Origin of the sequence: Sulfitobacter sp. DSM 110093 (assembly GCF_022788715.1) — a bacterium.
Classification (GTDB): domain Bacteria; phylum Pseudomonadota; class Alphaproteobacteria; order Rhodobacterales; family Rhodobacteraceae; genus Sulfitobacter.
The window spans coordinates 1,621,374-1,645,505 of the sequence record NZ_CP085167.1 but is presented as its reverse complement, the minus strand read 5'-3'; the positions used below and the strand labels follow the sequence as shown (position 1 = coordinate 1,645,505).

Below are 24,132 nucleotides of genomic sequence, written 5' to 3'. Positions count from 1 at the left end.
GGAGTTAGAGTATTGTGCGGGTCACTGCAATCATTTGGTGCAGCTAATGTCTTGACGCCCCGGCTGCGGCGTCATACCCAAACGCCATGGCGGGCCTGTAGCTCAATTGGTTAGAGCAGAGCGCTCATAACGCTTTGGTTGCGGGTTCAAGTCCTGCCGGGCCTACCATTACCGCCTCAACACACCGAACTAAGCGTTTCGCGCTGACATATTGGTCCGTTCAGCGTTTTGCGCTGACATGCCAATTCATCGTCATTTCAACCACGGTTGCGCCAGCTTCATTGCGGATATCGACCGTCACGTCGAAGGCCACTTTACCCGCTTCTTGTAACGCCGCCAGAAGGTCGGTACCGGGCAGCGAAGTTTTGGCATGGGCGGTCAGCGTGCCCTCGGCAATACGCTTAAAGGTAATCTGCCCCATCGCCGCGACGGGGCGCATGTCCATGATTACGGGCGCAATCGCCCCTGCCATAGCAGCGCCTGAGGCCGCCTCTCCCAGGGTGAACATCGCCCCTGCGTGTTGCGTGCCGATGTGGTTAGACGTCTCGTGCCGCTGGACCAATTCGGCACTGGCGGTGCCGTCGCCGATTTCCAGCAGTTTCACCCCCACATGTGCGGCAAAAGGTACGGCCGTGTCGAGGTGGGATTTGATCATGTCATAGGGGGTCATGGGCGCGCTCCGTCTCAGGGTTTGGCGTATTGTGGCAAAGGATATCCAGCCACACAATCATGCCGCCGGGTCACCGCGCGATGACGATATCCGCGCGCAGCCCACCAAGTTGGTCTGATTCTCCCAGCCGCAGCACCCCACCATGGGCACGTGCAATGTCGGTGGCAATCGCAAGGCCAAGCCCCACGCCGCCGCCTTTATCTTGATTGCGTGCGGGATCAAGCCGCGAGAAAGGCCGCGTTGCCTCGTCTCGGCGTTCTTCTGGGATGCCGGGGCCATCGTCTTCGACGCGGATGCGCAGGGTGCGATCGCTCAGCATGACGGAAACTTCGGCCTGAGTGCCATAGCGCACGGCATTAGAAATCAGGTTATCGACCGCACGCCGCATCGCCATTTTGCGCAGTTTCACCACGCCCTCGCCGCTGCCCTCGGGTGGCAGCAGCGTCACCCTGCGCCCCCCGCGCTGCGCGTCCTCGACGATTGTCCGGACAAACCCATGCGGCTCCACCTTCTCCGGCTCGCCCTCGGCGGCGCCTTTGGCGAAGTTCAAAAATTCATCCAGCATCCGCTGCATGTCGTCCACATCAGCCAAGAGTGGTGTGGCGTCGTCTTCGTCGATCATCGACAGGCCAAGCCGCATCCGGGTAAGCGGCGTGCGCAGATCGTGGCTCACCCCCGAAAGCATCAATGTGCGCTGTTCAATCTGCCGCTCGATCCGGGCGCGCATGTCAACAAAAGCATTCCCCGCCGCGCGTACTTCAACCGCGCCGGTGGGGGTATAGGGCTCATGCCGCCCTCGGCCAAAGGCTTCGGCTGCACGGGCCAAGCGTTTGATCGGGCGCAATTGATTACGCAGATAGATCGAAGCAATCACGCTCAAAAGCACACCGAAGAACACAGTATATACGAAAAGCTGATGCGGATTGGATGCCGAGATTCGCCGCCGCTCAAATTGGATGCGCAGGGGGCCGTGGACGCTTTCGATATAGAGGATGACAAAATCATCATCGCTGAGGTCCACTGCCTCAATCCCGTCCATCTTGCTTCTCAGTCGCGGAATCAGCACCCGGCCGGAATAATCGTACCACAGCATCTTGTCGGCTTCGGGAAGCGGGCGATTGGCGGGGGTCACCACGAAATCAAGCGGCCCTGCCCGCGCCTCAACCGCCATCGGAACGGATTGCGCGTCGGGCGCAGTGCCAACGGCCAGCATCACCAGTTCCAATTCACGCAGAACCGTGTCGGTCATCTGGCCGGTGACGCCTTCGAAATGCCGCTGAGCAAAGATCACCACGACGACCAATTGCAAAAACACCACTGGTAACAGCAGGATCAACGCGGCGCGTCCGTAGATGCCGCGCGGCACATATCGTTTGAGCCAAGCAAAATTCATAGCTAGACCTTAGCCAGCCCCCTGCCCCTGCGAAAGGTGAAACCATGCTGCCGCCCGACAACTTCGACCCCGAGATTGGCCTTGCCGAAACCTTGGAGCCCGGGCTGCGCCGTATCGTGGCGCCCAACCCTTCGCCGATGACCTATCGCGGTACCAATACCTATCTGTTGGGCAGCACAGACATCGCCGTTATCGATCCCGGCCCAGATAGCCCCGCGCATCTTGAAGCGATCCTCGCCGCGATAGAGCCGGGGCAGCGGATCAGCCATATCATTGTGACCCATACGCATCTGGATCACTCCCCCCTCGCGCGTCCTTTGGCCGCGCGGACCGGGGCCGAGGTCTGGGCCTTCGGCGACGCCACAGCGGGCCGGTCCCCAGTGATGCAGGGATTGGCCGAGGCGGGGCTGATGGGCGGTGGTGAAGGTGTGGATCGCGGGTTTATCCCCGATCACCTTTTGGCCGACGGTGACGTACTGAGGGCGGACGGCTGGGCGCTGCAAGCGCTGCACACGCCGGGCCATATCGGCAATCACCTTTGTCTTGCGTGGGGGGATGCCTGTCTGACGGCGGATCACATTATGGGCTGGGCCACCTCGCTGGTCTCCCCTCCAGACGGAGATTTGACTGATTTCATGGCCTCTTGCGAAAAGCTGGCAGCCCGTCAGTGGCGGGTGTTCTACCCCGGCCACGGCGCGCCTGTCCGCGATCCCAACGCGCGGCTCGACTGGTTGCTGGCGCACCGCCGCGCGCGCGAGGCGTCGATCCTTGAGGCGCTGACCGCCGGGCCTGCCACGGCTGAGGACCTCGCCCGCGTGATCTATACCGAGACCCCCGCCGCGCTTTTGGGGGCTGCCACGCGAAACGTGCTGGCGCATCTGGTTGATCTGACAGGCCGGAGCCGCGTTGCCCCGCAGGGCGCCTTGCGGGCTGAGGCGCATTTCGCCCTCACCTCATAGGGGAAAGCAGCGATTTCCGTCGCATAATCGCAACAAAAGCCGCTTTCTGGGCACAATCCAGCCCTTTTTTGGACCTTAACCGCGCCCAAGCTGGTTGCAGGGGCAGAGACATCAAAACCCCAGCGAGCAGCAAAGGAGCTACCCGATGGCCCGACTTGACAGAACGCCGCAACCGCAAAAACCAAAGCCTGAGCAGACGCCGAAAGGCACCTCGGCTCAGCCCCCTCGGCGCCCGATCCCTCTCATCACCGATTACGCCAGCCTTTGAATAAGGCCGTGATGTGCCGGATAGGGGTCGGTGCATTGGGGGAACTTTGATGTGCAAACCAGCGTTGACGCTATATAGCTAAGCACGCAAGGACACCCATGGAACCCCACGCCCCTTCTCACGAAGCCGACCTCGCCCGCCTGCGCCGTTTGGCGGTGAGCATGGACAGCGCATTCAAACTGCCAGTGGTTGGCGTGCGCATGGGGTGGGATTCGATCTTAGGCTTTGTGCCTGTGGTTGGCGATACGCTGGCGCTGTTGCCCTCGGCGTATATCCTAAAGGAATCGCATCGCATGGGCGCGCCAAAAGGCGTTTTGGCCAAGATGCTGGTAAATACGGGCATCGACTATGTGATCGGTTCAGTACCACTGGTGGGTGATCTGTTCGACATCGGCTGGAAGTCGAAGCTGCGCAATGTTGACCTGCTTGAGCGGCACTTGCGAGAGAAAGCTGCCAAAGCCCCGCCGATGGGTGATATCGAAGGGCGTATGTCTTCGCATCATCCTACCCTCAACAATTGATCCCTCAAACGTAAAAAGGGCCGCCCGAAAGCGACCCTCTCAAACTCTGTCCGAAGAACGGCGGCTTAGCCGACCAGTTCAAGACCGGAGAAGAAGTATGCGATTTCAACCGCTGCGGTTTCCGGTGCGTCGGAACCGTGAACGGAGTTTTCGCCAACGCTTTCAGCGAATTCTGCGCGGATAGTGCCTGCTTCTGCGTCAGCAGGGTTGGTTGCGCCCATGACTTCGCGGTTTTTCGCGATGGCGTTTTCACCTTCGAGAACCTGAGCAACGATCGGCGCGGATGCCATGAACTCGCACAGTTCGTCGTAGAAAGGACGCTCAGCGTGCACCTTGTAGAACTCGCCCGCCTGCGCTTTTGTCAAGTGGATGCGCTTTTGTGCGACAACGCGCAGGCCAGCGTCTTCAAATTTTTTGACGATGGCGCCGGTCAGGTTGCGGCGGGTTGCGTCGGGCTTGATGATCGAGAAAGTGCGTTCGAGGGCCATTGGCTGTACTCCATAGCGGGTGTTGATTTGCGCGCTCCCTAGCATGGGGTCTGACACATGAAAAGCCGTGATTGACCTTCGGCCCGGCTTGCTCCAAACGGCGTGCATGTTACGCATTTCAGAAATCAACTACTCCGTCGAAGGCCGCCCTCTGTTTGAGGAAGCCTCCGCCGTGATCCCCGAGGGCCACAAGGTGGGCATCGTCGGGCGCAATGGCGCGGGCAAAACCACGCTGTTCAAGATCATCCGTGGCGAGCTGTCGCTTGATAGCGGTGACTTCTCTCTGCCGTCCCGCGCCAAGATCGGCGGCGTCGCGCAAGAGGTGCCCTCCTCCGAGACATCGCTGATCGACACGGTGCTGGCCGCCGATGTGGAACGCGCCCGGTTGATGTTGGAGGCTGAAACCGCCGAGGATCCGACCCGCATCGCAGACATCCAGACCCGTTTGGCCGATATCGACGCATGGTCCGCCGAAGGGCGCGCCGCGTCGATCCTCAAAGGTCTAGGCTTTGACGACGAAGAGCAGCAGATGCCCTGCTCTGCCTTTTCGGGCGGTTGGCGGATGCGTGTGGCGCTGGCGGCGGTGCTGTTTGCACAGCCCGATCTGCTGCTCTTGGATGAACCGACCAACTATCTCGACCTTGAGGGTGCGCTTTGGCTGGAAAGCTATCTGGCTAAATACCCCCACACCGTGTTGATCATCAGCCACGACCGGGGGCTTTTGAACCGCGCCGTGGGCGGTATCTTGCACCTCGAAGACCGCAAGCTGACATATTATCAGGGCCCTTACGACCAATTCGCCCGCCAGCGCGCCGAGAAACGTGCGTTGCAGGCGGCGATGGCCAAGAAACAGCAGGCCCGCCGCGATCACATGCAAAGTTTTGTGGACCGCTTTAAGGCCAAGGCATCCAAGGCGAAACAGGCGCAATCGCGTCTGAAGATGATCGAGAAGATGGATATGATCACCGCGCCCGAGGATGTGGCGCGCAAGGTCTTCACCTTCCCTGAACCCGAAGAACTGTCGCCGCCGATCATCAATATTGAGAACGGTTCGGTCGGCTATAGCGATGACAGCCCGGTGCTGACGCGGCTGAACCTGCGTATCGACCAAGACGACCGCATCGCCCTGCTGGGTAAGAACGGTCAGGGTAAATCAACACTGGCCAAACTGCTTTCAGACCGATTGCCGTTGATGGCGGGCAAGCAGATTAACTCCTCCAAGCTGCGTGTGGGCTTTTTTGCCCAGCATCAGGTTGATGAATTGATTGTCGAAGAAACGCCCCTGCAACACATGATTTCCGCACGCCCCGGCGTGCTGCAATCGAAGCTGCGGGCGCAATTGGCTGGCTTTGGCCTTGGCCCGGATCAGGCTGAAACCGAAGTTGGACGTCTGTCTGGCGGGCAAAAGGCACGTCTGTCGTTGCTGCTGGCCACTCTGCACGCGCCGCATCTGCTGATCCTCGATGAGCCGACCAACCACCTTGATATCGAATCCCGCGAAGCGTTGGTTGAAGCGCTGACGCGGTATTCTGGTGCGGTGATCCTTGTCAGCCACGATATGCACCTGCTGTCGATGGTCGCAGACCGCTTGTGGTTGGTGTCGAACGGCACGGTCAAACCCTATGAGGACGACCTCGAGGCCTATCGCAAGATGCTGCTGACGCCCGAAAAACCGGTCAGCAAGAACCCGTCAAAGCAGCCCAAGGAAGCCCCCAAACCCAAACGCGCCAGCCGCGATGAGGTGCTGGCGCTGCGCAGTGAGGTGCGCAAGGCCGAGGCGCGGATGGAAAAGATCAACGAGATGCGCGACAAACTAGCCAAGAAACTGGCCGATCCCGCGCTCTATGAAGACGCAAAAACCGGCGAGCTTGAGGTCTGGAACAAGAAATACGCCGAAGTGATGGAGGCGCTGCACCGCGCCGAAACTCTTTGGATGGGCGCGCAGGAAAAGCTGGAGAAGGCCACGGCCTGATCTTGAGCCTATCATATTAATACAACGCGGGGGTCGCCTATAGGGCGGCCCTCGTGCATTCTGACAAGACTGCACCGCGCCAAGGAATACCGATGACCTTCGATACCGCCTATATGATCACCGCCCTCGTCACGATGTTTGTTGTGGTCGACCCCATCGCCATTGCGCCTGTCTTTCTGGCGCTGACCCGCGGGATGAGTAATGCGCAAAGGCGCAAAATCGCTTGGCGCGCAGTGGGCGTAGCCGGGTTGATTTTGCTGATTTTCGCTGCCTTCGGCGAAGCGGTGCTCGGCTTCATCGGGATCTCAATGCCCGCTTTCCGCGTCGCGGGGGGCATTTTGCTGTTCATTACCGCTCTCGACATGCTTTTTGACCGCCGGACCAAACGGCGCGAGGACCGCGCGGATGAGGATGACCATGACGATCCATCGGTCTTTCCCATGGCGATCCCACTGATCGCCGGTCCCGGCTCCATCGCCTCTGTCATCCTGCTAACGGGTGAAAAACCGGGCGGCGAAGGGTTGCTGACCATTATCGTGATCACCGCACTTACCTTGGTGGTTATGGCGCTGACCATGCAAGTAAGCGGCGCACTTGAGCGCGCGATGGGCAAGACCGGCATTAATATCATCACCCGTTTACTGGGCATGCTGCTGGCGGCTCTTTCGGTTCAATTCGTGCTCGATGGCCTTGCGGCCTTTGGTTTCGGCCCCGGCCCGACACCCGGCTGACATTTGCCCTCTGCGTTCCTATATCTGGATTAGGGGGGGCGACCTAATGGCCGAAATCGACACTGCACATCTGATCTACCTAATTGTCCTGCTAACCATGTTGGCGGGCTGGTTTTTCCTCCAAAATCGTCCCAGCATGAACAAGACGCTGCAACAGGCTGCAGTCTGGGGGCTGATCTTTGTCGGTGCCGCCGCTGGTGTTGGCCTGTGGCAAGACATCAGCCGCGGCACAGCGCGCCAGCAACTTAGCATCAGCGAAGCGGGCGAGATCGTCCTGCCGCGCGGGCCCGATGGTCATTATTACCTGACTGCCGAGGTCAACGGAGCCCCGGTGCGTTTTGTCGTCGACACAGGCGCGTCAGATATTGTGTTGAGCAAGGCAGATGCCGAGCGGATTGGGATCGACCCAGGAGAACTTAACTACCTCGGGCGTGCCGCTACAGCGAATGGTGAAACCCGCACCGCTTTCGTAGAGCTTGACGAAATCGTCGTGGGCAACGCGGTAGATTACAATGTCTCTGCTGTGGTGAATGAAGGCGTAATGTCACAGTCACTTTTGGGTATGGGCTATCTACAACGCTGGGGACGAATTGAGATTAGCGGTGGCGAATTACGTCTAAGTCGCTGATCCGGCTTATAATTTCCTATCCCTCGGCATTGAGCAATCAAATTCGCCGCAGAATGACGCCGCATTCGCCGCAAATTGGACAGGTTACCGCCGTTTTGCGCGAATATCTGCAAGGCACAACTGTACCCAAATTTGGAGAACTTGCTGCCATGCTATCGAATATTTTAAGGGGGTCTTCCTCCTATCAACAGAGTAATAGGCCGCCCAAAGCCGAGAAGGTCGAAAAGCCTGGGAAACCGGAAAAGAACCAAAATAGCGCCCCCAAGGCTGAGGCAAAACCAGCCAGCGAACCACAGGCGACGCAAAACAGCGCCGCCGCACAGGAAACAACCAAGTCCCAATCGGTACAAGCGCCCGCAAAGACCCAAGCGGTACAGACCGTCGCGCAGACAAAATCGATGGAAACAACCCCGAAGGCGTCAGACGCCGACAGCGAAGCTTTCGCCCGCGCTGCGGCACAGCGTAATGTTGAGAGCGTTCGCACCCGCGCTTTGCTCGATACAATTGCGCCGGTGAATAACAGCGCTGTTGAGGCCGCGAAATCCTACGTAACCAAGGTCGAGCCGCAGGCGCAAGACGGCACGGCCAACAACGCTGGATCCGCTGCAAAATCCGCAGTCGACAAAGCGGCCTGATCCGAGATTATTCATTCAAGGGGCGGGAGGCATTTGCCACCTGCCCCTATTTCAGGTCTCAGCCTTCTTTTCCCAACGGCCACTCTCTTCTGACCAATATTGTGCCGATGCACCGTCGGACTTCAGCCGCTTCCACAGCGCGCGCGCGTGATCCAGTGCCATGGGGTCATGTCCGTCAAACAACACGCAAACCCGCTGCAACGCTGCGACTTCTTGCGCCGTGACATTGGCACCATGTACCGCCATCAGGCAATCCGCACGGTTGGGGGTGCTGTCCTCCAACGTCAACAGCACCGGCTGATCTGCATCTTGTGGACCACCAACCATGCCATGTGGCAGAAAGCTGTCTTCGGAAAATGTCCAAAGCGCCCGATCCAGCGCTTCTAGCCCCTCGCGATCCGTGCCGCGCAAGGCCACGCGCCAGCCGTTGGCGAGCGACTTTTCCAGCAGCATCGTCAGCGTCTCGACCAGAGGTCGCTGCGTCAGGTGATAGAAGTAGGCCGCTCCCATTTTCGGTTCAGCCCTTCTCGAAGCGGTCGGCGACCAGACGGTTCAGCGCCGCCACGCCCCAGCCGGTCGCGCCTGCGGGGGCCAGCGTGCTCTCGGATTTCAACGAGGCAACCCCGGCGATGTCGAGATGGATCCAAGGTGTCTCATCCTTGACGAAGCGCTTGAGGAATTGCGCTGCAGTGATAGACCCCGCCGGACGCCCCCCGATGTTTTTCATATCAGCGATGCGGCTTTTCAACTGATCGTCATAACCTTGGCCCAGTGGTAGCCGCCACGCGCCCTCGCCTTCACTCTCGGCGGCCTTTAGGAAATCGTTGCACAGGCCGTCATCGTTCGAGAAAACACCGGCGTTTTCATGTCCCAGTCCGATAATGACCGCACCGGTCAGCGTTGCCAGATCAATCATCGCGGCGGGTTTGAACCGATCTTGCGCGTACCACATGACATCGCAGAGCACCAAGCGCCCCTCGGCGTCGGTGTTGATGACCTCCACCGTGTCGCCTTTCATGGTGGTGATCACATCGCCTGGACGGGTGGCGTTGCCCGAAGGCATATTTTCCACAATCCCCACCAGCCCTACGACATTCGCCTTGGCCTTGCGCAGCGCCAGCGTGCGCATCACGCCCGACACCACGCCTGCGCCGCCCATGTCCATGGTCATATCTTCCATGCCCGGGCCGGGTTTAAGGCTGATGCCGCCGGTATCAAAGACCACGCCCTTGCCGACCAGCGCCAGCGGAGCCGTCCCCTCAGCGCCACCTTCCCACCGCATGACCACGACCTTAGAGGGGCTATCAGATCCCTGCCCGACTGACAAAAGCGTTCTCATTCCGAGCGTTGCAAGCTCTTCTTCATCTAAAACTTCAACTTTAAGGCCTAAGCTTTCCATCTCGGCCAGACGTTCGGCAAAGTTGGTTGTCGTCAGGATGTTGGCCGGGGCATTGGTCAGGTCGCGGGTCATGAATGCGCCCTCCGCCACGGCCATCAATGGCGCTGCAGCTTTGCGTGCATCCTCAGGCTTGGAACACATGACCTCAACACTGCCCTTACGGGGTTTGGGGGATGATTTATGATCCTCAAACCCATAATCCCTCATTGCCAGACCAAAGGCCACATCGGCCACCCGGCGCATGCCTGCGGCCAGAATCAACAGTTCGCTGTCGCCCCTACGTTTAGCCAAAGCCGCGCCTGCCTTGCGCGCGGTCATCACATCGGCACGGCGCGGCATGTGGACCACATCCACCGCCTCTACTGCCATTCCGGCGGGAAAGCCCATGCTAAGCACATCACCGGGATTGAGGCTGGTAAAACGATCGCTCTCAACCAGCCGTTGTAACGCGCCCTTGGTCAGCCGGTTCACCCGCCGCGCCCCGGCATCAAGCCGACCCTCTGGCTCAAGAAAGACCGCGACCCGCCCTGAATGCCCTGCGATACGGTCAATGTCGGTCTCAGCAAAGGTGATGGGGGTCAGATCGGTCATGGTATGCCTCGTGTTTGATTTGGCCCAGACCTAGCGCGCCGCGCCGCCCATGGCCAGATAGCAGTTTTCCCGCCCCAAGATTTGCTTTAAGATCCCCGTAAACGCCGTCAGAGCATCTCGGGGGATCAGAGTGGCACGAATTGACCGCTACATGCTGTCGCAACTTCTGGTTATGTTCGGCTTTTTCGCGCTGGTGCTGGTGGCGTTGTTTTGGATCAACCGCGCGGTGGTATTATTCGACCGTTTGATCGGAGATGGCCAATCTGCATTGGTGTTTCTGGAGTTTACGGCCCTTGGCCTGCCCAAGTTGATCGTCACCGTCCTGCCGATCGCAACCTTTGCCGCGTCGGTCTATGTGACCAACCGCATGTCGAGCGAATCTGAACTGTCTGTCCTTCAGGCCGCAGGTTCCGGCCCTTGGCGTCTGGCGCGGCCTGTCTTTGTCTTTGGCCTATGCGTGGCGCTGATGATGACAGTGCTGAGCAATTTTCTTGTCCCTATGGCGCAGGGCCAGCTGAAGCAGCGTGAGGCCGAGATCTCGCGCAATCTCACCGCGCGGCTGTTGACGGAAGGGACGTTTTTGCATCCGTCGGATGAGGTGACCTTCTATACCCGCGCGATCGATAACGATGGCGTCTTGCGCGATGTGTTTCTGTCGGATCGCCGCAAGGCCGATGAGGGGGTGATCTATACTGCCGCCGAAGCCTACTTGGCCCGCAATGGTGAGAATACGACGTTGATCATGCTCAACGGCATGGCGCAGCGCCTTGATACGGTCCAGAACCGGCTGGCCACCGCCAAGTTTCGTGATTTTTCCTTCGATATTTCCCCTTTGGTCGGCAGTGACGAGGCTATTGGCCAGTCGGTGTCTTCAATGGTGACGCCTGCGTTGTTATGGGACTGGGCCGGGGTTGCCGCGCAGGCTGACACAACACAAGGCATCGTTGCCGAAGAATTACACGGCCGCCTTGCGCAGCCCTTGTTCTGTATCGTCGCCGCAATGATTGGTTTTGCCACTTTGATCCTTGGTGGTTTCTCGCGGTTTGGTGTCTGGCGCGAAGCGGTGATAGCTTTTGGCCTGTTGATCGCCATTGACGGGCTGCGGGGTACCTTGGTGGTACAAATTCGCGAGAGTGCCGCCGCTTGGCCACTGGCCTATCTGCCGTCGCTTATCGGGGCGGCACTGACACTTGCGATGCTTTGGCAAGCGGCGCATCCGCGCTGGATCCGGCGGCGTCTGCGCGGCAAAGGGGCGACCGCATGATCCTGCATTTCTACTTCGCCCGCCGTTTTTTCACCAGCTTTATGGTGATAACGGCAGTGCTTGCCGCCTTGGTGATGCTGGTTGACGGTGTCGATCAGGCGCGGCGTTTTGCCGACGATGATGTCGGCTGGGATCAAGTGTTGGGCATGACCCTGCTGCACATGCCGCAGACGATCAATATGATCCTTCCACTGATCATGATCCTTGCCACGGTTGCGTTGTTCATCGGTTTGGCGCGATCCTCTGAACTGGTCGTGACCCGCGCGGCAGGCCGCTCTGCTTTGCGCGCCTTGATCGCACCGATGGTGGTGGCGCTGATTATCGGTACGCTGGCCGTGGCTATGCTTAACCCCATCGTGGCGGCAACCAGCGAACGGGCGGAGTATTTGACGCAGAAATACCGCTCTAACGGAAGCTCGGCCCTTTCTGTGAGCGACGAAGGGCTCTGGCTGCGCCAAGGCACAGAGGAAGGCCAATCGGTCATCCGCGCATGGCGTACCAACAGCGATGCCTCTGTCCTCTATAATGTGACGATCATCAGCTATAACGCCGAGAAAGGTCCGATCCGCCGGATCGAGGCCGAAAGCGCGCAACTTAGCGGTAGCGACTGGCAGTTGACCGGGGCCAAGATTTGGCCGCTAGAGGCTGGGGTTAACGCCGAAGGCGAAGCCGAGGTACATGAAACGTTGTCGATTCCCGCGTCTCTCACGGTTGAGCGTATTCGGGAAAGCATTGGCCGTGTCGCCGCAGTCTCGATCTATGAGTTGCCTGAATTCATTCGTCAGTTGGAGCAGGCGGGCTTTAGCACGCGGCAACATGAGGTTTGGTTGCAGGCCGAATTGGCGCGGCCCTTCTTTCTGGTGGCCATGGTTCTGGTTGCGAGCGCATTCACCATGCGCCATACCCGTTTTGGGGGGACCGGCGTTGCTGTGCTGGCCTCGATTTTGCTGGGGTTCGGTTTGTATTTTATTCGCAGTTTCGCGCAGATCCTTGGCGAGAACGGCCAAATCCCTGTGACCCTTGCCGCTTGGGCACCGCCCGTTGCCGCCATCTTTTTGGCACTTGGTCTGCTTTTGCATGCGGAGGACGGCTGACATGCGCGCGGCTTTGGTTGGACTTGCTCTTAGCTTTGCGCCTCTGGCCATAAGCGCGCAGACCGCCCCCACCACAGATCGACCCGCCGTTTTGGTCGCCGATCAGGTGTTCATTACCCGCGATAAGGTCTTGGTCGCGCAGGGGAATGTCGAAGCCTTTAGGGGCGAGACACGGCTGCGTGCCACCGCGATCCGCTATGATCAAGCCACCGGTGCCTTGAGCATTGAAGGGCCGATTGTGCTGTCAGAGGGCGAGAATACCACAATTCTTGCTGATGCCGCCTCTCTCGATGCGGGGTTACAATCAGGATTGTTGCGCGGCGCGCGCATGATCCTTGAGCAGCAGTTGCAGCTTGCCGCTGTGCAGATCAACCGGGTCGAAGGGAGGTATAGCCAGCTTTACAAAGCGGCTGTAACCTCCTGTAAAGTATGCGAAGATGGTGAAGCCCCGCTTTGGCAAATCCGCGCGAAACGAGTGGTGCATGACCAACTGGCCCAGCAGCTTTATTTCGACGAAGCGCAGTTTCGCATCAAGAACGTGCCGATCTTCTATCTGCCGCGCCTGCGCCTGCCTGACCCGACGTTGGACCGTGCCACCGGCTTTCTAGCGCCTTCCATTCGGTCCACTTCGCAACTGGGCGTGGGGCTGAAACTGCCCTATTTCATCAAGCTTGGCGATCACCGCGACCTTACACTGACGCCTTATCTGTCGCCCGATACCCGCACGATGGAATTCCGCTATCGGCAAGCCTTCGTGTCTGGGCGGATCGACTTTGATGGTGCGATTACCCGCGATGATGAGGAACCGGGCGAAACGCGCGGCTATCTGTTTGGAACCGGCACCTTTGATTTGCGGCGCGACTACAAGCTTTATTTCGATATTGAGACCACCAGCGACCGCTCATACCTCAATGACTATGGCTATTCCGACAAAGACCGCCTGACGAATGAGTTGACCGTGAGCCGCGCCCGGCGCGACGATTACACCCGCGCCAGTTTGCTCAATTACCGTTCCCTGCGCGATGATGATGTAAACGCTGAACTGCCGACACTGGTATTGGACGGCGAACATCAGCGACGCTATTTCCCGACCCGTCTGGGCGGAGAGCTTCGTCTATCGCTCGAAGCGCACACCCACCGCCGCGGCTCCGACGTGAGTGCGGGCGGGCTTGGCCGCGATGTCTCGCGGTTGAATGGTGAAGCGACATGGTTGCGACGCCTGACATTCTCTAACGGCTTGGTCAGCGACCTTCATGCTGGTGCGAATTTTGGCCTCTTTAATATTGCGCAGGATGATGGGTTTGAACCGCGCCATGGCGATCTAGTGCCCGAAATTGCCGTCGCGTTGCGCTATCCCATGCAACGTCGTGAGACGGGCGGCGCGGTACAACAGATTGAACCGCTTGTACAATTCGGCTGGACCGGCGGCGATCGGCTGGACATTCCCAATGAGGAAAGCACACTGGTTGAGTATGACGAAGGCAACCTACTGTCGCTCAGCCGTTTCCCTCGACCCGACCGCCGCGAGCGCGGTGCGGTTGCGGCCTTCGGCGTGAATTGGGCGCGGATAGACCCTAACGGGCCCGACGCAAGTTTTTCCTTCGGTCAGGTGATCCGGGCCGATGCGGATGATGATTTCAGCTTTAGCTCGGGCTTGCAGGGGACTTACTCTGACTTTCTGCTCGCTGGCCAATTGCGCAGCGATAATGGTTTGGCAATTATCGGGCGTGGCTTGGTTGATGATGATTTCGAAGTCGCCAAGGCCGAGCTGCGCGGCGTTTGGAATTTCAAACGCGGCCAAATCGCGAGCAGCTATGTCTGGCTGCAAGAAGATGCCGCTGAAGACCGCGATGAAGATGTGTCAGAAATCACCTTTGACGGCAGCTTTTCGATCAACAGCCAATGGCAGGCTTCTGCTGACTGGCGTTTTGACTTGGCCGACGAACGTGCAGCGACGGCGGGTCTTGGCCTGAGCTATAACAATGAATGCGTACAGGTCGACCTTTCCGTCAGCCGGAGCTATTCATCCTCAACAAGTGTTGAGCCCTCAACGGATTTCGGTTTTAACATCGGCCTCAGGGGCTTTGCCGCCAACACCGGAACAGAAAGATACGTACGCTCATGTGGGAAGTAACGAAACAGACAGTCCGTGCCGGGATCCGTGGCACCGCAGCCCTCGCCTTCGCTTTGGTCGTGGGGCAATCCGCTGCGGCGCAAAACCTCTTTGCGCCCGTCGCTCGTGTTAACGACGAGGTCATCACAGGCTATGAGGTGCAGCAGCGTCAGCGCTTTATGCAGTTGATCGGTGCGCCGGGGGCGGACACCGACAACGTCATCGACAGTCTGATCAACGACCGGCTTCGGGGGCAAATCCTTGATCAAGCTGGGCTGCAAGTCAGCCCAGACGGGATACAGTCCGGTATGGCCGAATTCGCCAGCCGCGCTGATCTGTCGACCGAAGAATTCCTTCAGGTGCTAGGCCAAGCGCAGATCTCAGAAGAGACATTCCGCGATTTCATCGTCATCAGCGCTGCATGGCGTGACCTGATCCGCGCGCGCTATAATGGCCGGGTCGATATCACCGACGAAGAGGTAGAGCGCGCACTTGGCAGCAGCCGGGGCAACAACGGCCTGCGCGTGCTTTTGTCAGAGATTATCATTCCCGCCCCGCCGCAAAATGCCGATCAAGTGAACGCGCTGGCCGAACGGATTGCGCAAAGCAGTTCCGAGGCTGAGTTTTCCTCCTATGCGAGCCAGTATTCCGCCACTGCTTCTCGGGGCCGCGGCGGTAAAATGCCTTGGACGCCGCTCGAAAACCTTCCTGCCAGCCTGCGGCCAATCCTTCTGGCCCTCGCCCCCGGTGAGGTGACGGCCCCGCTGCCGATCCCCAATGCCGTGGCCCTGTTCCAGCTACGCGGCATCGAAGAGACCGGCAAGCCAAGCGTCGAATATTCCGAGATTGACTATGCGGCCTATTACATCCCCGGTGGCCGTTCCGAGGCCGCCCTGTCGCGTGCCGCACAATTGCGCGGTCGGGTTGATCAATGTGACGACCTTTACGGTGTTGCCAAGGGCCAGCCCGCGAATGTGCTTGACCGTGGCACCAAGGCTCCGGGTGAGATCCCGCAGGATGTGGCCATTGAGCTGGCGAAACTCGATCCCGGCGAAGTCTCTACCACGCTGACCCGTGCCGATGGGCAAACGCTTGTTTTCTTGATGCTTTGCAACCGCACCACAGCGGCCAATGCCGATGCAAACCGTGAGGCGGTCATCAGCTCGATCCGGCAGCGCAAGCTTGAGGGCTATGCCACGCAATTGCTGGAACAGGCCCGCGCCGAAGCCCGCATCACCCGCCAATGAACCGCCCGTCCCGGCCTGTGGCCATCACCTGCGGTGAACCCGCCGGGATTGGCCCTGAAATCGCCGCCCGTGCTTGGGCGGCGCTTTCGTCTGATATACCGATGTTCTGGATTGGCGACCCGCGCCACCTGCCTGAAGATGTGCCGCACCGTTTGATCGATAGCCCCGAAGATGTAGGCGCACCGAGCACCCATGCGCTGCCTGTGCTGTCTCATGTTTTCGAAAGCACCGCCCTCGCCGGTGTGCCGCAGCCCGGCCATGCGCAGGGGGTGATTGACGTGATCGCCCGCGCCGTTGATCTGGTGCAGACCAGGGCCGCTTGCGCCATCTGCACCGCACCGATCCACAAGAAAGCCCTGCAGGATGGCGCGAATTTCGCCTACCCCGGCCATACTGAATACCTCGCCGCACTGGCAGGGGTTGAGGATGTGGTGATGATGCTGGCCTCCGACCGGTTGCGCGTCGTGCCCGCCACCATCCACATCGCGCTGGATCAGGTGCCGTTGGCGCTGACCCCTGCGGGCCTGCGCCGCACGATTGAGATCACGGCACAGGAATTGCAGAACCGCTTTGGCATTACTCGCCCGCGCATCGCTGTGGCGGGGCTCAATCCCCACGCAGGCGAAGGCGGCAGTATGGGCCGGCAAGAGCTTGACTGGATCGCGCCGCTGATCCTTGAGATGCAAGGCGAAGGCCACGCCCTGACAGGGCCGCTGCCAGCCGATACGATGTTCCATGCCCGCGCCCGCGCAGGCTATGACGCGGCGGTGGCGATGTATCACGACCAAGCGCTGATCCCGATCAAGACGCTGGACTTCGACCGGGGCGTGAATGTGACGCTGGGGTTGCCCTTCGTGCGTACCTCACCCGATCACGGAACAGCTTTTGACATTGCGGGCCAAGGGCGCGCCAATCCGACCAGCATGATCGAAGCGATCAAATTGGCATGGCAGATGGGCCAGAAAACATGAGTGCTATCGACAATCTCCCGCCACTGCGCGAGGTGATCAACACCCACGAGTTGGCCGCGCGGAAATCGCTGGGCCAGAACTTCCTGCTGGATCTGAACCTCACTGCCAAGATCGCACGGCAAGCGGGGGACATGGCCGATTGCGACGTGCTTGAGATCGGCCCCGGCCCCGGTGGCCTGACCCGTGGCCTCCTGGCCGAAGGCGCACGTCACGTTCTGGCGATCGAGAAAGACCGCCGCTGCCTGCCCGCGCTGGCCGAGGTGGCAGAACACTACCCCGGTCGCCTGACGGTCATCGAAGGCGACGCGCTGGAGATCGACCCGCTGAGCCATCTGACCCCGCCGATCCGCGTGGCCGCCAACCTGCCCTATAACGTCGGGACCGAGTTGCTGGTGCGCTGGCTTACCCCGCCGCAATGGCCCCCGTTCTGGCAGAGCCTGACGCTGATGTTCCAACGCGAAGTGGCCGAGCGGATCGTCGCGACGCCCGGCTCCAAAGCCTATGGGCGGCTGGCCGTGCTGGCACAATGGCGCAGCGATGCGCGGATCGTCATGCAGCTGCCGCCGGGGGCTTTCACGCCACCGCCAAAAGTATCATCAAGCGTAGTGCATCTGACCGCGCTGACCGAGCCGCGCTATCCTGCCGACCCTGCGGTGCTCAGCCGTGTGGTGGCCATGGCGTTCAATCAACGCCGCAAAATGCTGCGTTCGGCGCTCAAAGGGGCGGCGCCCGATATTGAGGATCGCCTGCAGGCCGCTGGGCTGAAACCCACCGACCGGGCCGAGCAAATACCGCTGGAGGGTTTCTGTGCCCTTGCCCGCGAAATCGCCAAGGGGTGATCATGTTCCATCGTCTGCTGCTGCTTTGCACGCTGATTCTAACCCTGTCGGCCTGCGCCATGCCCCGCAACGGCCCCCCGCCCGTCGGCACAAACGCCGAGATTGCGGAACTGACGCGGGCCATCGAACGGCTTTCGCCGGCTATTGATCCGGCAGAGGCCGCGCGCGCAGCGCAGATTGCATATCGCCACACGCATGAACTGGCGATTGCCTATCAGATCACCGATGCGCCGCTTATTCACAATGCCAAGGTCAACAGCGGTCGCCGCCCGCGCGGGCTGTGCTGGCATTGGGCTGAGGATTTGGAGAAACGTTTGAAGGCCGAAGGTTTCGCCACGCTCGACATGCACCGGGCCATTGCCAACGGTGACACCCGGCTGCTGATAGACCACTCCACCGCCATCATCTCGGCGGCAGGCGCGCCGATGCAAGCGGGGATTGTCCTTGATCCGTGGCGCAAGGGGGGCGTGCTGTTCTGGTCGCCGGTCACAAGCGATCCGCGCTATGATTGGGAGCCGCGCGAAGAGGTTCTGCGCCGCAATGGGCGGATCAGATACGTGCAAGCGGGAATGGAAGAGTAAGCCACCCTGCCCTGCAGCGATACGAAAAAGCCCCGCAAAATGCGGGGCTTTTCTTTATTCTGCGGCTTTGGCCGGATCGTTGCTACCGTCACCGCCAGCATCCTGCGGCTGTGCCTCTGCCACTTTCGGCTTGGGCTTGCGGCGCGGGGCACGTTTGGGCTTGGGCTTGCTCTCAGGCGTTTCAACCAGCGTGCTCTCTTGGCCGTTGGTTTCCGCCTCAGCCTGCTGCTGGGGTTGCTGAGGCGCGCTGTCTTGCTCGGGTTGATCGCTTTGGGGTTGTTGGTCGCCCTGTTGCTGCCCGCCCTGCTGCGCTTCACGCTCCTGCCGTTCAGCGCGCTCGCGGTCGCGCTCTGCCTGCCGCTCACGGTTCTGACGTTCCTGCTCTTCGCGGCGCTGGTCAATCTCGCGCTGTGCTTCGCTCAGCAGGCGGAGGTAATGTTCAGCGTGCTGTTGAAAATTCTCAGCCGCCACACGGTCATTGCTAAGCTGCGCGTCGCGGGCCAGCTGGTTGTATTTCTCGATAACCTGCTGCGGCGTGCCGCGCACCTTACCCTCAGGACCGGAGCTGTCGAACACCCGATTGACGACATTGCCGCCGCCGCCACCATGGGAGGAGCGTTTACGATTGTTCTTCGACCGGGAGCGTGATCTGGGAGAATTCATGGAATGATGTCAGCCTTGTGTGCTGTGTGTCGTTTACCGGGGGTGCAAAGCACGTCATCGTCCCGGCCTAAGCGATATGTTGGGCATAGTGCCGCGCGGGACCGCCTAAGGCATCCACCGCTGCAACACCCTTGACTAACCATGCCCGAAAGCCTTGAGCAAGAAGAAATTGCAATTTGCCCCGATAAAGCACCGATTTTTCGCAATTTTACGCCGGTTTATCAGCGCAAACGACCCTAGGACGGCCATCAAGATCATGTGCCAGTGTCACCCGGCCCCAGCCTGCATCTGCAAAGATGTCTTGCACAGCGTCGCCCTGTTGCCAGCCGATTTCAACCATGACGCGCCCCTGGGACGTCAGATATCCCTGCGCTTCGGCGGCAATAATGCGGTAGATGCTTAGCCCGTCGTGCCCATCGGTCAGCGCCATCTCGGGTTCATGGTGCAGGAGTTCGGGAGAGACCTCCGCCATTTCTTCAACTGCCAGATAAGGGGGGTTTGACAGGATTAGGTCAAAGCGACCGTCGACCGCGCTGAACCAATCTGACTGTCGGATATCGGCACGCGCGGCCACGCCGTGTTGCACCGCATTGGCACTGGCCTGTAGACAGGCGGCTTCCGAGAGGTCTACGCCCAGCCCCGTGGCTTGTGGGCGTTCAGCGAGCAGCGTGACAAGGATACAGCCCGATCCGGTGCCAAGGTCCAAGATCCGCTCGAAATGGTCCCCAAGGGCCAGATCAATCAGCGTTTCCGTTTCAGGACGGGGATCAAGTACATCGCGGCTGATGTTGAAATCCCGGCCATAGAACGCCCGCCTCCCGATCAGTTGCGAGACAGGCACGCGCACGGCCCGCAGCGCGATGAGTTGCTCAAAACGCTCCGCCACGTCAGGCGCGATTTCCTCGGGCGCGATCAGGGTCACGCGGGCTGCATCCACGGCAGCGGCATGGGCCAAAAGCATCCGCGCGTCCCGTGCCGGGTCAGGCACGCCCGCGGCCCGAAGCCGTCCGGCGGCAGCGGCCATGGCTTGGGCGGCGGTCTGGGGGCTCACCCCTCCATCTCCGACAATTGACGTGCTTGGGCGTCGGCGGTCAGGGCATCGACGATCTCATCCAAATCGCCCTGCATCACGGCCTCAAGACGGTAGAGCGTCAGGTTGATCCGGTGGTCGGTCATCCGCCCTTGTGGGAAGTTATAGGTCCGGATGCGCTCGGAACGGTCGCCAGTTCCGACCTGCGCCGCGCGGTCGGCTGAACGTGCGCTGTCAATCCGGCTGCGCTCCATGTCATAAAGCCGCGCTTTGAGCACCTGCATCGCCTTGTCGCGGTTGCGGTGCTGGGATTTTTCCGAAGATGTCACCACAATCCCGGTCGGAATATGGGTGATGCGCACGGCGGAATCGGTGGTGTTGACGTGTTGCCCACCAGCGCCCGAAGAACGCATCGTGTCGATCCGCAGGTCATTGGCGTTGATCTCAATATCCACGTCTTCGGCCTCGGGCAGGACCGCCACAGTGGCCGCTGAGGTGTGGATTCGCCCGCCGCTTTCGGTCGAGGGCACCCGCTGCACCCGGTGCACCCCGCTTTCGAACTTCAGCCGGGCAAAGACGTTCTGCCCAGTAATATGGGCCACAACCTCTTTCACGCCGCCAAGTTCGGTCATCTGGCTTTCGATCAGGTCGAACCCCCAGCCCCGCGCTTCGGCGTAGCGCTGGTACATGCGCAGCAGGTCGCCTGCGAACAGCGCCGCCTCATCTCCGCCCGTGCCGGGGCGGATCTCTAGCATCGCGGGCTTCGCGTCAGCGGAATCGCGCGGCAGAAGCGCCAGTTGCAGCGCCTCTTCCACCTCCGGCAGACGTGCCCGCAAACGCGGCAATTCCTCGCGGGCAAGCTCGGCCATCTCGGGGTCCTTCAGCATCAACTCGGCTTCTTCAAGGTCGCGCTGAAGCTGCTGGTAGAGATCAATTTGATCCACCACGGGCTTGAGATCGCTGTATTCCTTGGCGAGGGCTGCAAAATCGGCCCCATCGGAGCCCGCAGACATGCTAGCCTCCAGAAACTGGAAACGTTGCGAAATTTGCGCGAGGCGGTGCATCGGGATCATGGGGTTCCTGTCGCTTATGCAAATGCTTTGGTCAAGAGGCGGCTTATGCTATCATTGGCTATGAAACGCATCATGTCGCTCACCTGCCTTGTGGCCCTGACGGCCCTGCACCCTGCCTCTGCGGATGTCAAAGCGCCGGGCGGCAAGACGATTGATTGCTATTGCACCAACAGCACCGGCGCCCGTGTGGAACTGGGTGAGACCATCTGCCTACAGGTCGGAGGGCGCATGTTCATGGCGCAATGCCAGATGTCGCTCAACGTGCCGATGTGGCGCGAGGTGCAGCAAGGCTGCCTGTCATCGCACCTCAACCTGAGCGAGCCAAGCATTGACCCGCTTGGCGTTGACGCCCAGATCTGACCGGCCAAAGCGCGAGCGGCCATAGACTTCGACATAGCACGGATCAGCGCCATAGACGCCGATGGTGGTGAAATCTGGATAGCCCATCAATTTGGTGCGGGTGACATAGGTGACCTGCCCCTCTGCCAATGATCCGGCGACAACCTCGGTGCGCGGGGTTTGCAGGATCACCCGGTCAAGCTGGGCCAAGGTCTCGGCCCCGTCGCCCTCAACCGGCGCGCGCCAGATATAGCTGTTGGTGCCTTGGGTTTTGCCCATTTTCTGCCCTTCGGCCTGCACATGCCAACGCGCGGTGTCGATTGGCGCAAGGCGGACATAGGCCACCAAGGCGACGAGGGCGATCACGATGATCCAGAACAGCATTCTAAGCACCTTTCAAAGGGTGGCGATTTGAGGCGACGCAGGTGGTCGCGGTGAGGTGGGCGGCCTCCATGCCTGAGGGCCGCCCGATGATGTTGTGGCCTCGCTCACGCGGTTCTCATGCGGTGGCCCAGCAGCGACAGAATCTCGGTCGCGACATGCGCGCCCGCGATCGCCGTCGCGCCTGTGGTGTCGAAGGGCGGAGAGACTTCAACCACATCACCACCCATGATATTGATCCCGGCCAGATCGCGCAGCATGATCGATGTCTGCGCCGAGGTCAGCCCGCCCCAAACGGGCGTGCCGGTGCCGGGGGCAAAGGCCGGATCAAGCGCGTCGATGTCGAAGGTAAGATAGCAAGGTCGATCGCCAAGGATCTCTTTGATCTTGGCCACGGTGGCCTGCGGCCCCTTCTCATGCACCTCACGTGCGTCGATGATATTGACGCCCATCGTGTCTTCGTTGGTGGTGCGGATGCCCACCTGCACACTGGTTGCGGGATCGACGATGCCGGACTTCACGGCCTTGTAGAACATCGTGCCGTGATCGATCCGGTCCATGTCGTCATCTTCCCACGTATCGGTGTGAGCGTCGAACTGTAACAGGCTGATCGGACCGTATTTTTCGGCATAGGCTTTGAGGATCGGAAAGGAGATATAGTGATCCCCGCCCAGCACGACCGAGGCCGCACCGGCATCCAAAATGTTCTTGATATGCGCGGTCAGTGCGGCGGGAAACTGGCTGACATGGCCATAATCAAACGCCAGATCGCCATAGTCCGCGATGGCGAACTCGCTCAGCACGTCAAAGTCCCAGCCATAGGGCGCGTCGGGCGCTTGCAGCGCGCTCGCCTCGCGGATGGCGCGGGGGCCAAGGCGGGTGCCGGGTCGGTTGGTGACGGCCTGATCAAAGGGCACGCCGGTTACCGCGATGTCCACGCCGGTCAGATCCTTGGTGTATTTACGTCGCAGGAAAGAGGTCGCCCCGCCAAAGGTCAACTCATAGCTCGGCCCTTTGAGGTCCTCGCGGGTAAAGGCCATATCCATCTGTTTGGCCGCGTCTTCCAGTCCCATTACTTGCCTCCTGCTGGCTGTGCCCGCTCAACGATACGGGCGAAAAAGGATGCGCCGAGCGGCGCGATCTCGTCGTTGAAGTCGTATTCTGGATGGTGCAGCCCCGCGCCCTCACCGGCCCCGAGGAACAGGTAGGCACCGGGGCGTTTTTCAAGCATATAACTGAAATCTTCTGCGCCCATCTCACGGCCATAATCGCCGTGAACGCGGGCCTCGCCCACCACGTCGCTCGCCGCTGCAATGGCGGTCTCGGTCTTGGCGGGATCGTTGACCGTGGCGGGATAGCCGACCTCATAGACCAGTTCGGCGGCGACGTCATAGCTTGCCGCCTGCCCGTCCACGATCTGCTGCATGCGGCGCATCACCATCTCCTGCACTTCGCGGTCAAAGGTGCGCACGGTGCCGTTGATATAGGCGGTCTCAGGAATGATGTTATCGGCGCTGCCAGTGTGGATTTGCGTGACCGAGACCACCAACTCCTGTGCCGCGACATGATTGCGGCTGACGATGGTCTGGATCGCCGTGGCGATGCCGCAGGCCGCCACCACAGGATCGCGGGTGTCATGGGGCTTAGCACCATGACCGCCTTTGCCTTTGATATGGATATGGAATTCATCCACTGCCGCCATGATCGGCCCCGGCGTGGTATAGAAGGCGCCTTCGTCAAAGCCCGGCGCGTTGTGGATGCCATAGACCTGCGCGATGTCAAACCGCTCCATAATGCCCTCTTCGACCATGATACCCGCGCCGCCGCCCGTCTCTTCGGCAGGTTGAAAGATCAGCGCCACCCGGCCCGCGAAATTGCGTGTCTCGGCCAGATACCGCGCGGCACCCAAAAGCATGGTGGTATGCCCGTCATGTCCGCAGGCGTGCATTTTGCCCTCCCGCGTGCTGGCATAGTCCTTGCCCGTCGCCTCATGGATCGGCAGCGCGTCCATATCGGCGCGCAGGCCAATGGTCGGGCCTTCACCCTGCCCGTTGATGATCGCCACGATGCCCGTCGTCGCGATGCCCTCATGCAACTCATCCACACCAAACGCGCGCAGCCGCTCGGCCACGAAAGCCGCCGTCTCATGGCATTCCAACCCCAACTCGGGGATCCTATGCAAATGGCGCCGCCACGCTGTCATATCCTCCGCAAAAGCGTTGATGCGGTTTACCACGGGCATGGGCTGGACTCCTTGGGGTTGGTTTGGTCAGGGTGCATCT

At 60.3% G+C, this 24,132-nt stretch carries 26 protein-coding genes and 1 tRNA gene; 16 read left to right on the top strand and 11 right to left on the bottom strand.

Annotated elements, in window-relative coordinates; translation table 11 throughout:
• Positions 1–91 precede the first annotated feature (91 nt).
• Positions 92–168 (top strand) — tRNA-Ile (locus DSM110093_RS08020).
• Positions 169–220: 52 nt separating this feature from the next.
• Here the strand turns inward: DSM110093_RS08020 and DSM110093_RS08015 are convergent.
• Entirely contained in the window at positions 221–670 is a 450-nt protein-coding gene (locus tag DSM110093_RS08015) for a DUF4442 domain-containing protein (protein ID WP_243267581.1), read from the bottom strand.
• 70 nt (positions 671–740) lie between these two features.
• On the bottom strand, positions 741–2,063 hold the full coding sequence (locus DSM110093_RS08010; protein ID WP_243267580.1) for an ATP-binding protein: 1,323 nt from the start codon (positions 2,061–2,063) through the stop codon (positions 741–743).
• A 44-nt stretch (positions 2,064–2,107) separates the two neighbouring features.
• Here DSM110093_RS08010 and DSM110093_RS08005 point away from each other — a divergent pair, with 44 nt between their 5' ends.
• The 3 genes from DSM110093_RS08005 (at position 2,108) to DSM110093_RS08000 (ending at position 3,811) form a co-directional block, all read left to right on the top strand.
• A complete protein-coding gene (locus DSM110093_RS08005) occupies positions 2,108–3,022 on the top strand; it encodes an MBL fold metallo-hydrolase (protein WP_243267579.1) in 915 nt (304 codons plus the stop codon).
• A 145-nt stretch (positions 3,023–3,167) separates the two neighbouring features.
• Complete coding sequence (locus DSM110093_RS20885; RefSeq protein ID WP_279290858.1) at positions 3,168–3,290, top strand: hypothetical protein; 123 nt, start codon at positions 3,168–3,170, stop codon at positions 3,288–3,290.
• A gap of 98 nt (positions 3,291–3,388) precedes the next feature.
• Positions 3,389–3,811: a DUF4112 domain-containing protein gene (locus DSM110093_RS08000; protein WP_243267578.1), complete on the top strand. Its 423-nt coding sequence runs from the start codon at positions 3,389–3,391 to the stop codon at positions 3,809–3,811.
• Between the two features lie 65 nt (positions 3,812–3,876).
• Here the strand turns inward: DSM110093_RS08000 and ndk are convergent, their stop codons facing one another.
• Positions 3,877–4,299, bottom strand: coding sequence for a nucleoside-diphosphate kinase (gene ndk / locus DSM110093_RS07995; protein WP_007119733.1), 423 nt, complete (start codon positions 4,297–4,299; stop codon positions 3,877–3,879).
• Positions 4,300–4,405: 106 nt separating this feature from the next.
• On the opposite strand from ndk, the gene DSM110093_RS07990 reads away from it, so the two are divergent.
• The 4 genes from DSM110093_RS07990 to DSM110093_RS07975 all read left to right on the top strand — a co-directional run bounded on the left by DSM110093_RS07990 (position 4,406) and on the right by DSM110093_RS07975 (position 8,265).
• Positions 4,406–6,271 carry an ABC-F family ATP-binding cassette domain-containing protein gene (locus tag DSM110093_RS07990; RefSeq protein WP_243267577.1) on the top strand — a complete coding sequence of 622 codons (1,866 nt, stop codon included), beginning with the start codon at positions 4,406–4,408 and terminating at the stop codon, positions 6,269–6,271.
• Between the two features lie 92 nt (positions 6,272–6,363).
• The gene (locus tag DSM110093_RS07985; RefSeq protein ID WP_243267576.1) at positions 6,364–7,002 is read left to right on the top strand and encodes a MarC family protein; all 639 of its coding nucleotides are present in this window, start codon (positions 6,364–6,366) and stop codon (positions 7,000–7,002) included.
• A 46-nt stretch (positions 7,003–7,048) separates the two neighbouring features.
• Positions 7,049–7,630 (top strand): TIGR02281 family clan AA aspartic protease, encoded by a 582-nt coding sequence (locus DSM110093_RS07980; RefSeq protein WP_243267575.1) that lies wholly within the window; start codon positions 7,049–7,051, stop codon positions 7,628–7,630.
• Between the two features lie 398 nt (positions 7,631–8,028).
• Positions 8,029–8,265, top strand: a complete 237-nt coding sequence (locus DSM110093_RS07975) for a hypothetical protein (protein WP_243267574.1) — start codon at positions 8,029–8,031, stop codon at positions 8,263–8,265.
• A 51-nt stretch (positions 8,266–8,316) separates the two neighbouring features.
• Here the strand turns inward: DSM110093_RS07975 and DSM110093_RS07970 are convergent, their stop codons facing one another.
• A complete protein-coding gene (locus DSM110093_RS07970) occupies positions 8,317–8,775 on the bottom strand; it encodes a DNA polymerase III subunit chi (RefSeq protein WP_243267573.1) in 459 nt (152 codons plus the stop codon).
• Positions 8,776–8,782: 7 nt separating this feature from the next.
• Positions 8,783–10,255, bottom strand: a complete 1,473-nt coding sequence (locus DSM110093_RS07965; RefSeq protein WP_243267572.1) for a leucyl aminopeptidase — start codon at positions 10,253–10,255, stop codon at positions 8,783–8,785.
• A gap of 130 nt (positions 10,256–10,385) precedes the next feature.
• On the opposite strand from DSM110093_RS07965, the gene lptF reads away from it, so the two are divergent.
• The 7 genes from lptF to DSM110093_RS07930 are packed head-to-tail and all read left to right on the top strand — an operon-like array spanning position 10,386 to position 18,364.
• The gene (lptF, locus tag DSM110093_RS07960; protein ID WP_243267571.1) at positions 10,386–11,519 is read left to right on the top strand and encodes an LPS export ABC transporter permease LptF; all 1,134 of its coding nucleotides are present in this window, start codon (positions 10,386–10,388) and stop codon (positions 11,517–11,519) included.
• Positions 11,516–12,613 carry an LPS export ABC transporter permease LptG gene (gene lptG / locus DSM110093_RS07955; protein ID WP_243267570.1) on the top strand — a complete coding sequence of 366 codons (1,098 nt, stop codon included), beginning with the start codon at positions 11,516–11,518 and terminating at the stop codon, positions 12,611–12,613. Before lptF ends, lptG begins: the two co-directional genes overlap by 4 nt.
• A 1-nt stretch (position 12,614) precedes the next feature.
• Positions 12,615–14,747, top strand: coding sequence for an LPS assembly protein LptD (gene lptD, locus DSM110093_RS07950; protein ID WP_243267569.1), 2,133 nt, complete (start codon positions 12,615–12,617; stop codon positions 14,745–14,747).
• On the top strand, positions 14,735–15,973 hold the full coding sequence (locus DSM110093_RS07945; protein WP_243267568.1) for a peptidylprolyl isomerase: 1,239 nt from the start codon (positions 14,735–14,737) through the stop codon (positions 15,971–15,973). The genes lptD and DSM110093_RS07945 overlap by 13 nt, the downstream gene beginning before the upstream one ends.
• Positions 15,970–16,944 (top strand): 4-hydroxythreonine-4-phosphate dehydrogenase PdxA, encoded by a 975-nt coding sequence (pdxA, locus tag DSM110093_RS07940; protein WP_243267567.1) that lies wholly within the window; start codon positions 15,970–15,972, stop codon positions 16,942–16,944. The genes DSM110093_RS07945 and pdxA overlap by 4 nt, the downstream gene beginning before the upstream one ends.
• Positions 16,941–17,783, top strand: a complete 843-nt coding sequence (rsmA, locus tag DSM110093_RS07935; RefSeq protein WP_243260584.1) for a 16S rRNA (adenine(1518)-N(6)/adenine(1519)-N(6))-dimethyltransferase RsmA — start codon at positions 16,941–16,943, stop codon at positions 17,781–17,783. The genes pdxA and rsmA overlap by 4 nt, the downstream gene beginning before the upstream one ends.
• A gap of 2 nt (positions 17,784–17,785) precedes the next feature.
• Positions 17,786–18,364, top strand: a complete 579-nt coding sequence (locus DSM110093_RS07930; protein WP_243267566.1) for a hypothetical protein — start codon at positions 17,786–17,788, stop codon at positions 18,362–18,364.
• Between the two features lie 54 nt (positions 18,365–18,418).
• On the opposite strand, the gene DSM110093_RS07925 is transcribed toward DSM110093_RS07930, so the two are convergent.
• From DSM110093_RS07925 to prfA, 3 genes are all read right to left on the bottom strand, one after another.
• Positions 18,419–19,027 (bottom strand): DUF4167 domain-containing protein, encoded by a 609-nt coding sequence (locus DSM110093_RS07925; protein WP_243267565.1) that lies wholly within the window; start codon positions 19,025–19,027, stop codon positions 18,419–18,421.
• Between the two features lie 208 nt (positions 19,028–19,235).
• Positions 19,236–20,051 carry a peptide chain release factor N(5)-glutamine methyltransferase gene (prmC, locus tag DSM110093_RS07920; protein ID WP_243267692.1) on the bottom strand — a complete coding sequence of 272 codons (816 nt, stop codon included), beginning with the start codon at positions 20,049–20,051 and terminating at the stop codon, positions 19,236–19,238.
• A 23-nt stretch (positions 20,052–20,074) separates the two neighbouring features.
• Entirely contained in the window at positions 20,075–21,130 is a 1,056-nt protein-coding gene (gene prfA / locus DSM110093_RS07915) for a peptide chain release factor 1 (protein ID WP_243267564.1), read from the bottom strand.
• A 60-nt stretch (positions 21,131–21,190) separates the two neighbouring features.
• Here prfA and DSM110093_RS07910 point away from each other — a divergent pair, with 60 nt between their 5' ends.
• On the top strand, positions 21,191–21,490 hold the full coding sequence (locus tag DSM110093_RS07910; RefSeq protein ID WP_243267691.1) for a hypothetical protein: 300 nt from the start codon (positions 21,191–21,193) through the stop codon (positions 21,488–21,490).
• Here the strand turns inward: DSM110093_RS07910 and DSM110093_RS07905 are convergent.
• The 3 genes from DSM110093_RS07905 to DSM110093_RS07895 all read right to left on the bottom strand — a co-directional run bounded on the left by DSM110093_RS07905 (position 21,428) and on the right by DSM110093_RS07895 (position 24,092).
• The gene (locus tag DSM110093_RS07905) at positions 21,428–21,853 is read right to left on the bottom strand and encodes a DUF1499 domain-containing protein (RefSeq protein WP_243267563.1); all 426 of its coding nucleotides are present in this window, start codon (positions 21,851–21,853) and stop codon (positions 21,428–21,430) included. The two genes, DSM110093_RS07910 and DSM110093_RS07905, sit on opposite strands and share 63 nt — an antisense overlap.
• Positions 21,854–21,957: 104 nt before the next feature.
• Positions 21,958–22,923, bottom strand: coding sequence for an agmatinase (gene speB, locus DSM110093_RS07900; RefSeq protein WP_243267562.1), 966 nt, complete (start codon positions 22,921–22,923; stop codon positions 21,958–21,960).
• Complete coding sequence (locus DSM110093_RS07895; protein WP_243267561.1) at positions 22,923–24,092, bottom strand: M20 aminoacylase family protein; 1,170 nt, start codon at positions 24,090–24,092, stop codon at positions 22,923–22,925. Before DSM110093_RS07895 ends, speB begins: the two co-directional genes overlap by 1 nt.
• Between the last annotated feature and the right edge of the window lie 40 nt (positions 24,093–24,132).

What these genes read in the sequence shown, in the direction of transcription:
- DSM110093_RS08005 (WP_243267579.1), top strand. Translation starts at nt 2,108, where the DNA reads ATGCTGCCGCCCGACAACTTCGACCCCGAGATTGGCCTTGCCGAAACC.
- lptG (WP_243267570.1), top strand. Translation starts at nt 11,516, where the DNA reads ATGATCCTGCATTTCTACTTCGCCCGCCGTTTTTTCACCAGCTTTATG.
- lptD (WP_243267569.1), top strand. Translation starts at nt 12,615, where the DNA reads ATGCGCGCGGCTTTGGTTGGACTTGCTCTTAGCTTTGCGCCTCTGGCC.
- DSM110093_RS07905 (WP_243267563.1), bottom strand. Translation starts at nt 21,853, where the DNA reads ATGCTGTTCTGGATCATCGTGATCGCCCTCGTCGCCTTGGTGGCCTAT.
- DSM110093_RS08000 (WP_243267578.1), top strand. Translation starts at nt 3,389, where the DNA reads ATGGAACCCCACGCCCCTTCTCACGAAGCCGACCTCGCCCGCCTGCGC.
- DSM110093_RS07985 (WP_243267576.1), top strand. Translation starts at nt 6,364, where the DNA reads ATGACCTTCGATACCGCCTATATGATCACCGCCCTCGTCACGATGTTT.
- DSM110093_RS07930 (WP_243267566.1), top strand. Translation starts at nt 17,786, where the DNA reads ATGTTCCATCGTCTGCTGCTGCTTTGCACGCTGATTCTAACCCTGTCG.
- DSM110093_RS07975 (WP_243267574.1), top strand. Translation starts at nt 8,029, where the DNA reads ATGGAAACAACCCCGAAGGCGTCAGACGCCGACAGCGAAGCTTTCGCC.
- DSM110093_RS07980 (WP_243267575.1), top strand. Translation starts at nt 7,049, where the DNA reads ATGGCCGAAATCGACACTGCACATCTGATCTACCTAATTGTCCTGCTA.
- DSM110093_RS08015 (WP_243267581.1), bottom strand. Translation starts at nt 670, where the DNA reads ATGACCCCCTATGACATGATCAAATCCCACCTCGACACGGCCGTACCT.
- DSM110093_RS07990 (WP_243267577.1), top strand. Translation starts at nt 4,406, where the DNA reads ATGTTACGCATTTCAGAAATCAACTACTCCGTCGAAGGCCGCCCTCTG.
- DSM110093_RS07895 (WP_243267561.1), bottom strand. Translation starts at nt 24,092, where the DNA reads ATGCCCGTGGTAAACCGCATCAACGCTTTTGCGGAGGATATGACAGCG.
- speB (WP_243267562.1), bottom strand. Translation starts at nt 22,923, where the DNA reads ATGGGACTGGAAGACGCGGCCAAACAGATGGATATGGCCTTTACCCGC.
- DSM110093_RS07965 (WP_243267572.1), bottom strand. Translation starts at nt 10,255, where the DNA reads ATGACCGATCTGACCCCCATCACCTTTGCTGAGACCGACATTGACCGT.
- DSM110093_RS20885 (WP_279290858.1), top strand. Translation starts at nt 3,168, where the DNA reads ATGGCCCGACTTGACAGAACGCCGCAACCGCAAAAACCAAAGCCTGAG.
- pdxA (WP_243267567.1), top strand. Translation starts at nt 15,970, where the DNA reads ATGAACCGCCCGTCCCGGCCTGTGGCCATCACCTGCGGTGAACCCGCC.
- DSM110093_RS07925 (WP_243267565.1), bottom strand. Translation starts at nt 19,027, where the DNA reads ATGAATTCTCCCAGATCACGCTCCCGGTCGAAGAACAATCGTAAACGC.
- DSM110093_RS07970 (WP_243267573.1), bottom strand. Translation starts at nt 8,775, where the DNA reads ATGGGAGCGGCCTACTTCTATCACCTGACGCAGCGACCTCTGGTCGAG.
- DSM110093_RS07945 (WP_243267568.1), top strand. Translation starts at nt 14,735, where the DNA reads ATGTGGGAAGTAACGAAACAGACAGTCCGTGCCGGGATCCGTGGCACC.
- prfA (WP_243267564.1), bottom strand. Translation starts at nt 21,130, where the DNA reads ATGATCCCGATGCACCGCCTCGCGCAAATTTCGCAACGTTTCCAGTTT.
- DSM110093_RS07910 (WP_243267691.1), top strand. Translation starts at nt 21,191, where the DNA reads ATGAAACGCATCATGTCGCTCACCTGCCTTGTGGCCCTGACGGCCCTG.
- DSM110093_RS08010 (WP_243267580.1), bottom strand. Translation starts at nt 2,063, where the DNA reads ATGAATTTTGCTTGGCTCAAACGATATGTGCCGCGCGGCATCTACGGA.
- ndk (WP_007119733.1), bottom strand. Translation starts at nt 4,299, where the DNA reads ATGGCCCTCGAACGCACTTTCTCGATCATCAAGCCCGACGCAACCCGC.
- prmC (WP_243267692.1), bottom strand. Translation starts at nt 20,051, where the DNA reads ATGGCCGCTGCCGCCGGACGGCTTCGGGCCGCGGGCGTGCCTGACCCG.
- rsmA (WP_243260584.1), top strand. Translation starts at nt 16,941, where the DNA reads ATGAGTGCTATCGACAATCTCCCGCCACTGCGCGAGGTGATCAACACC.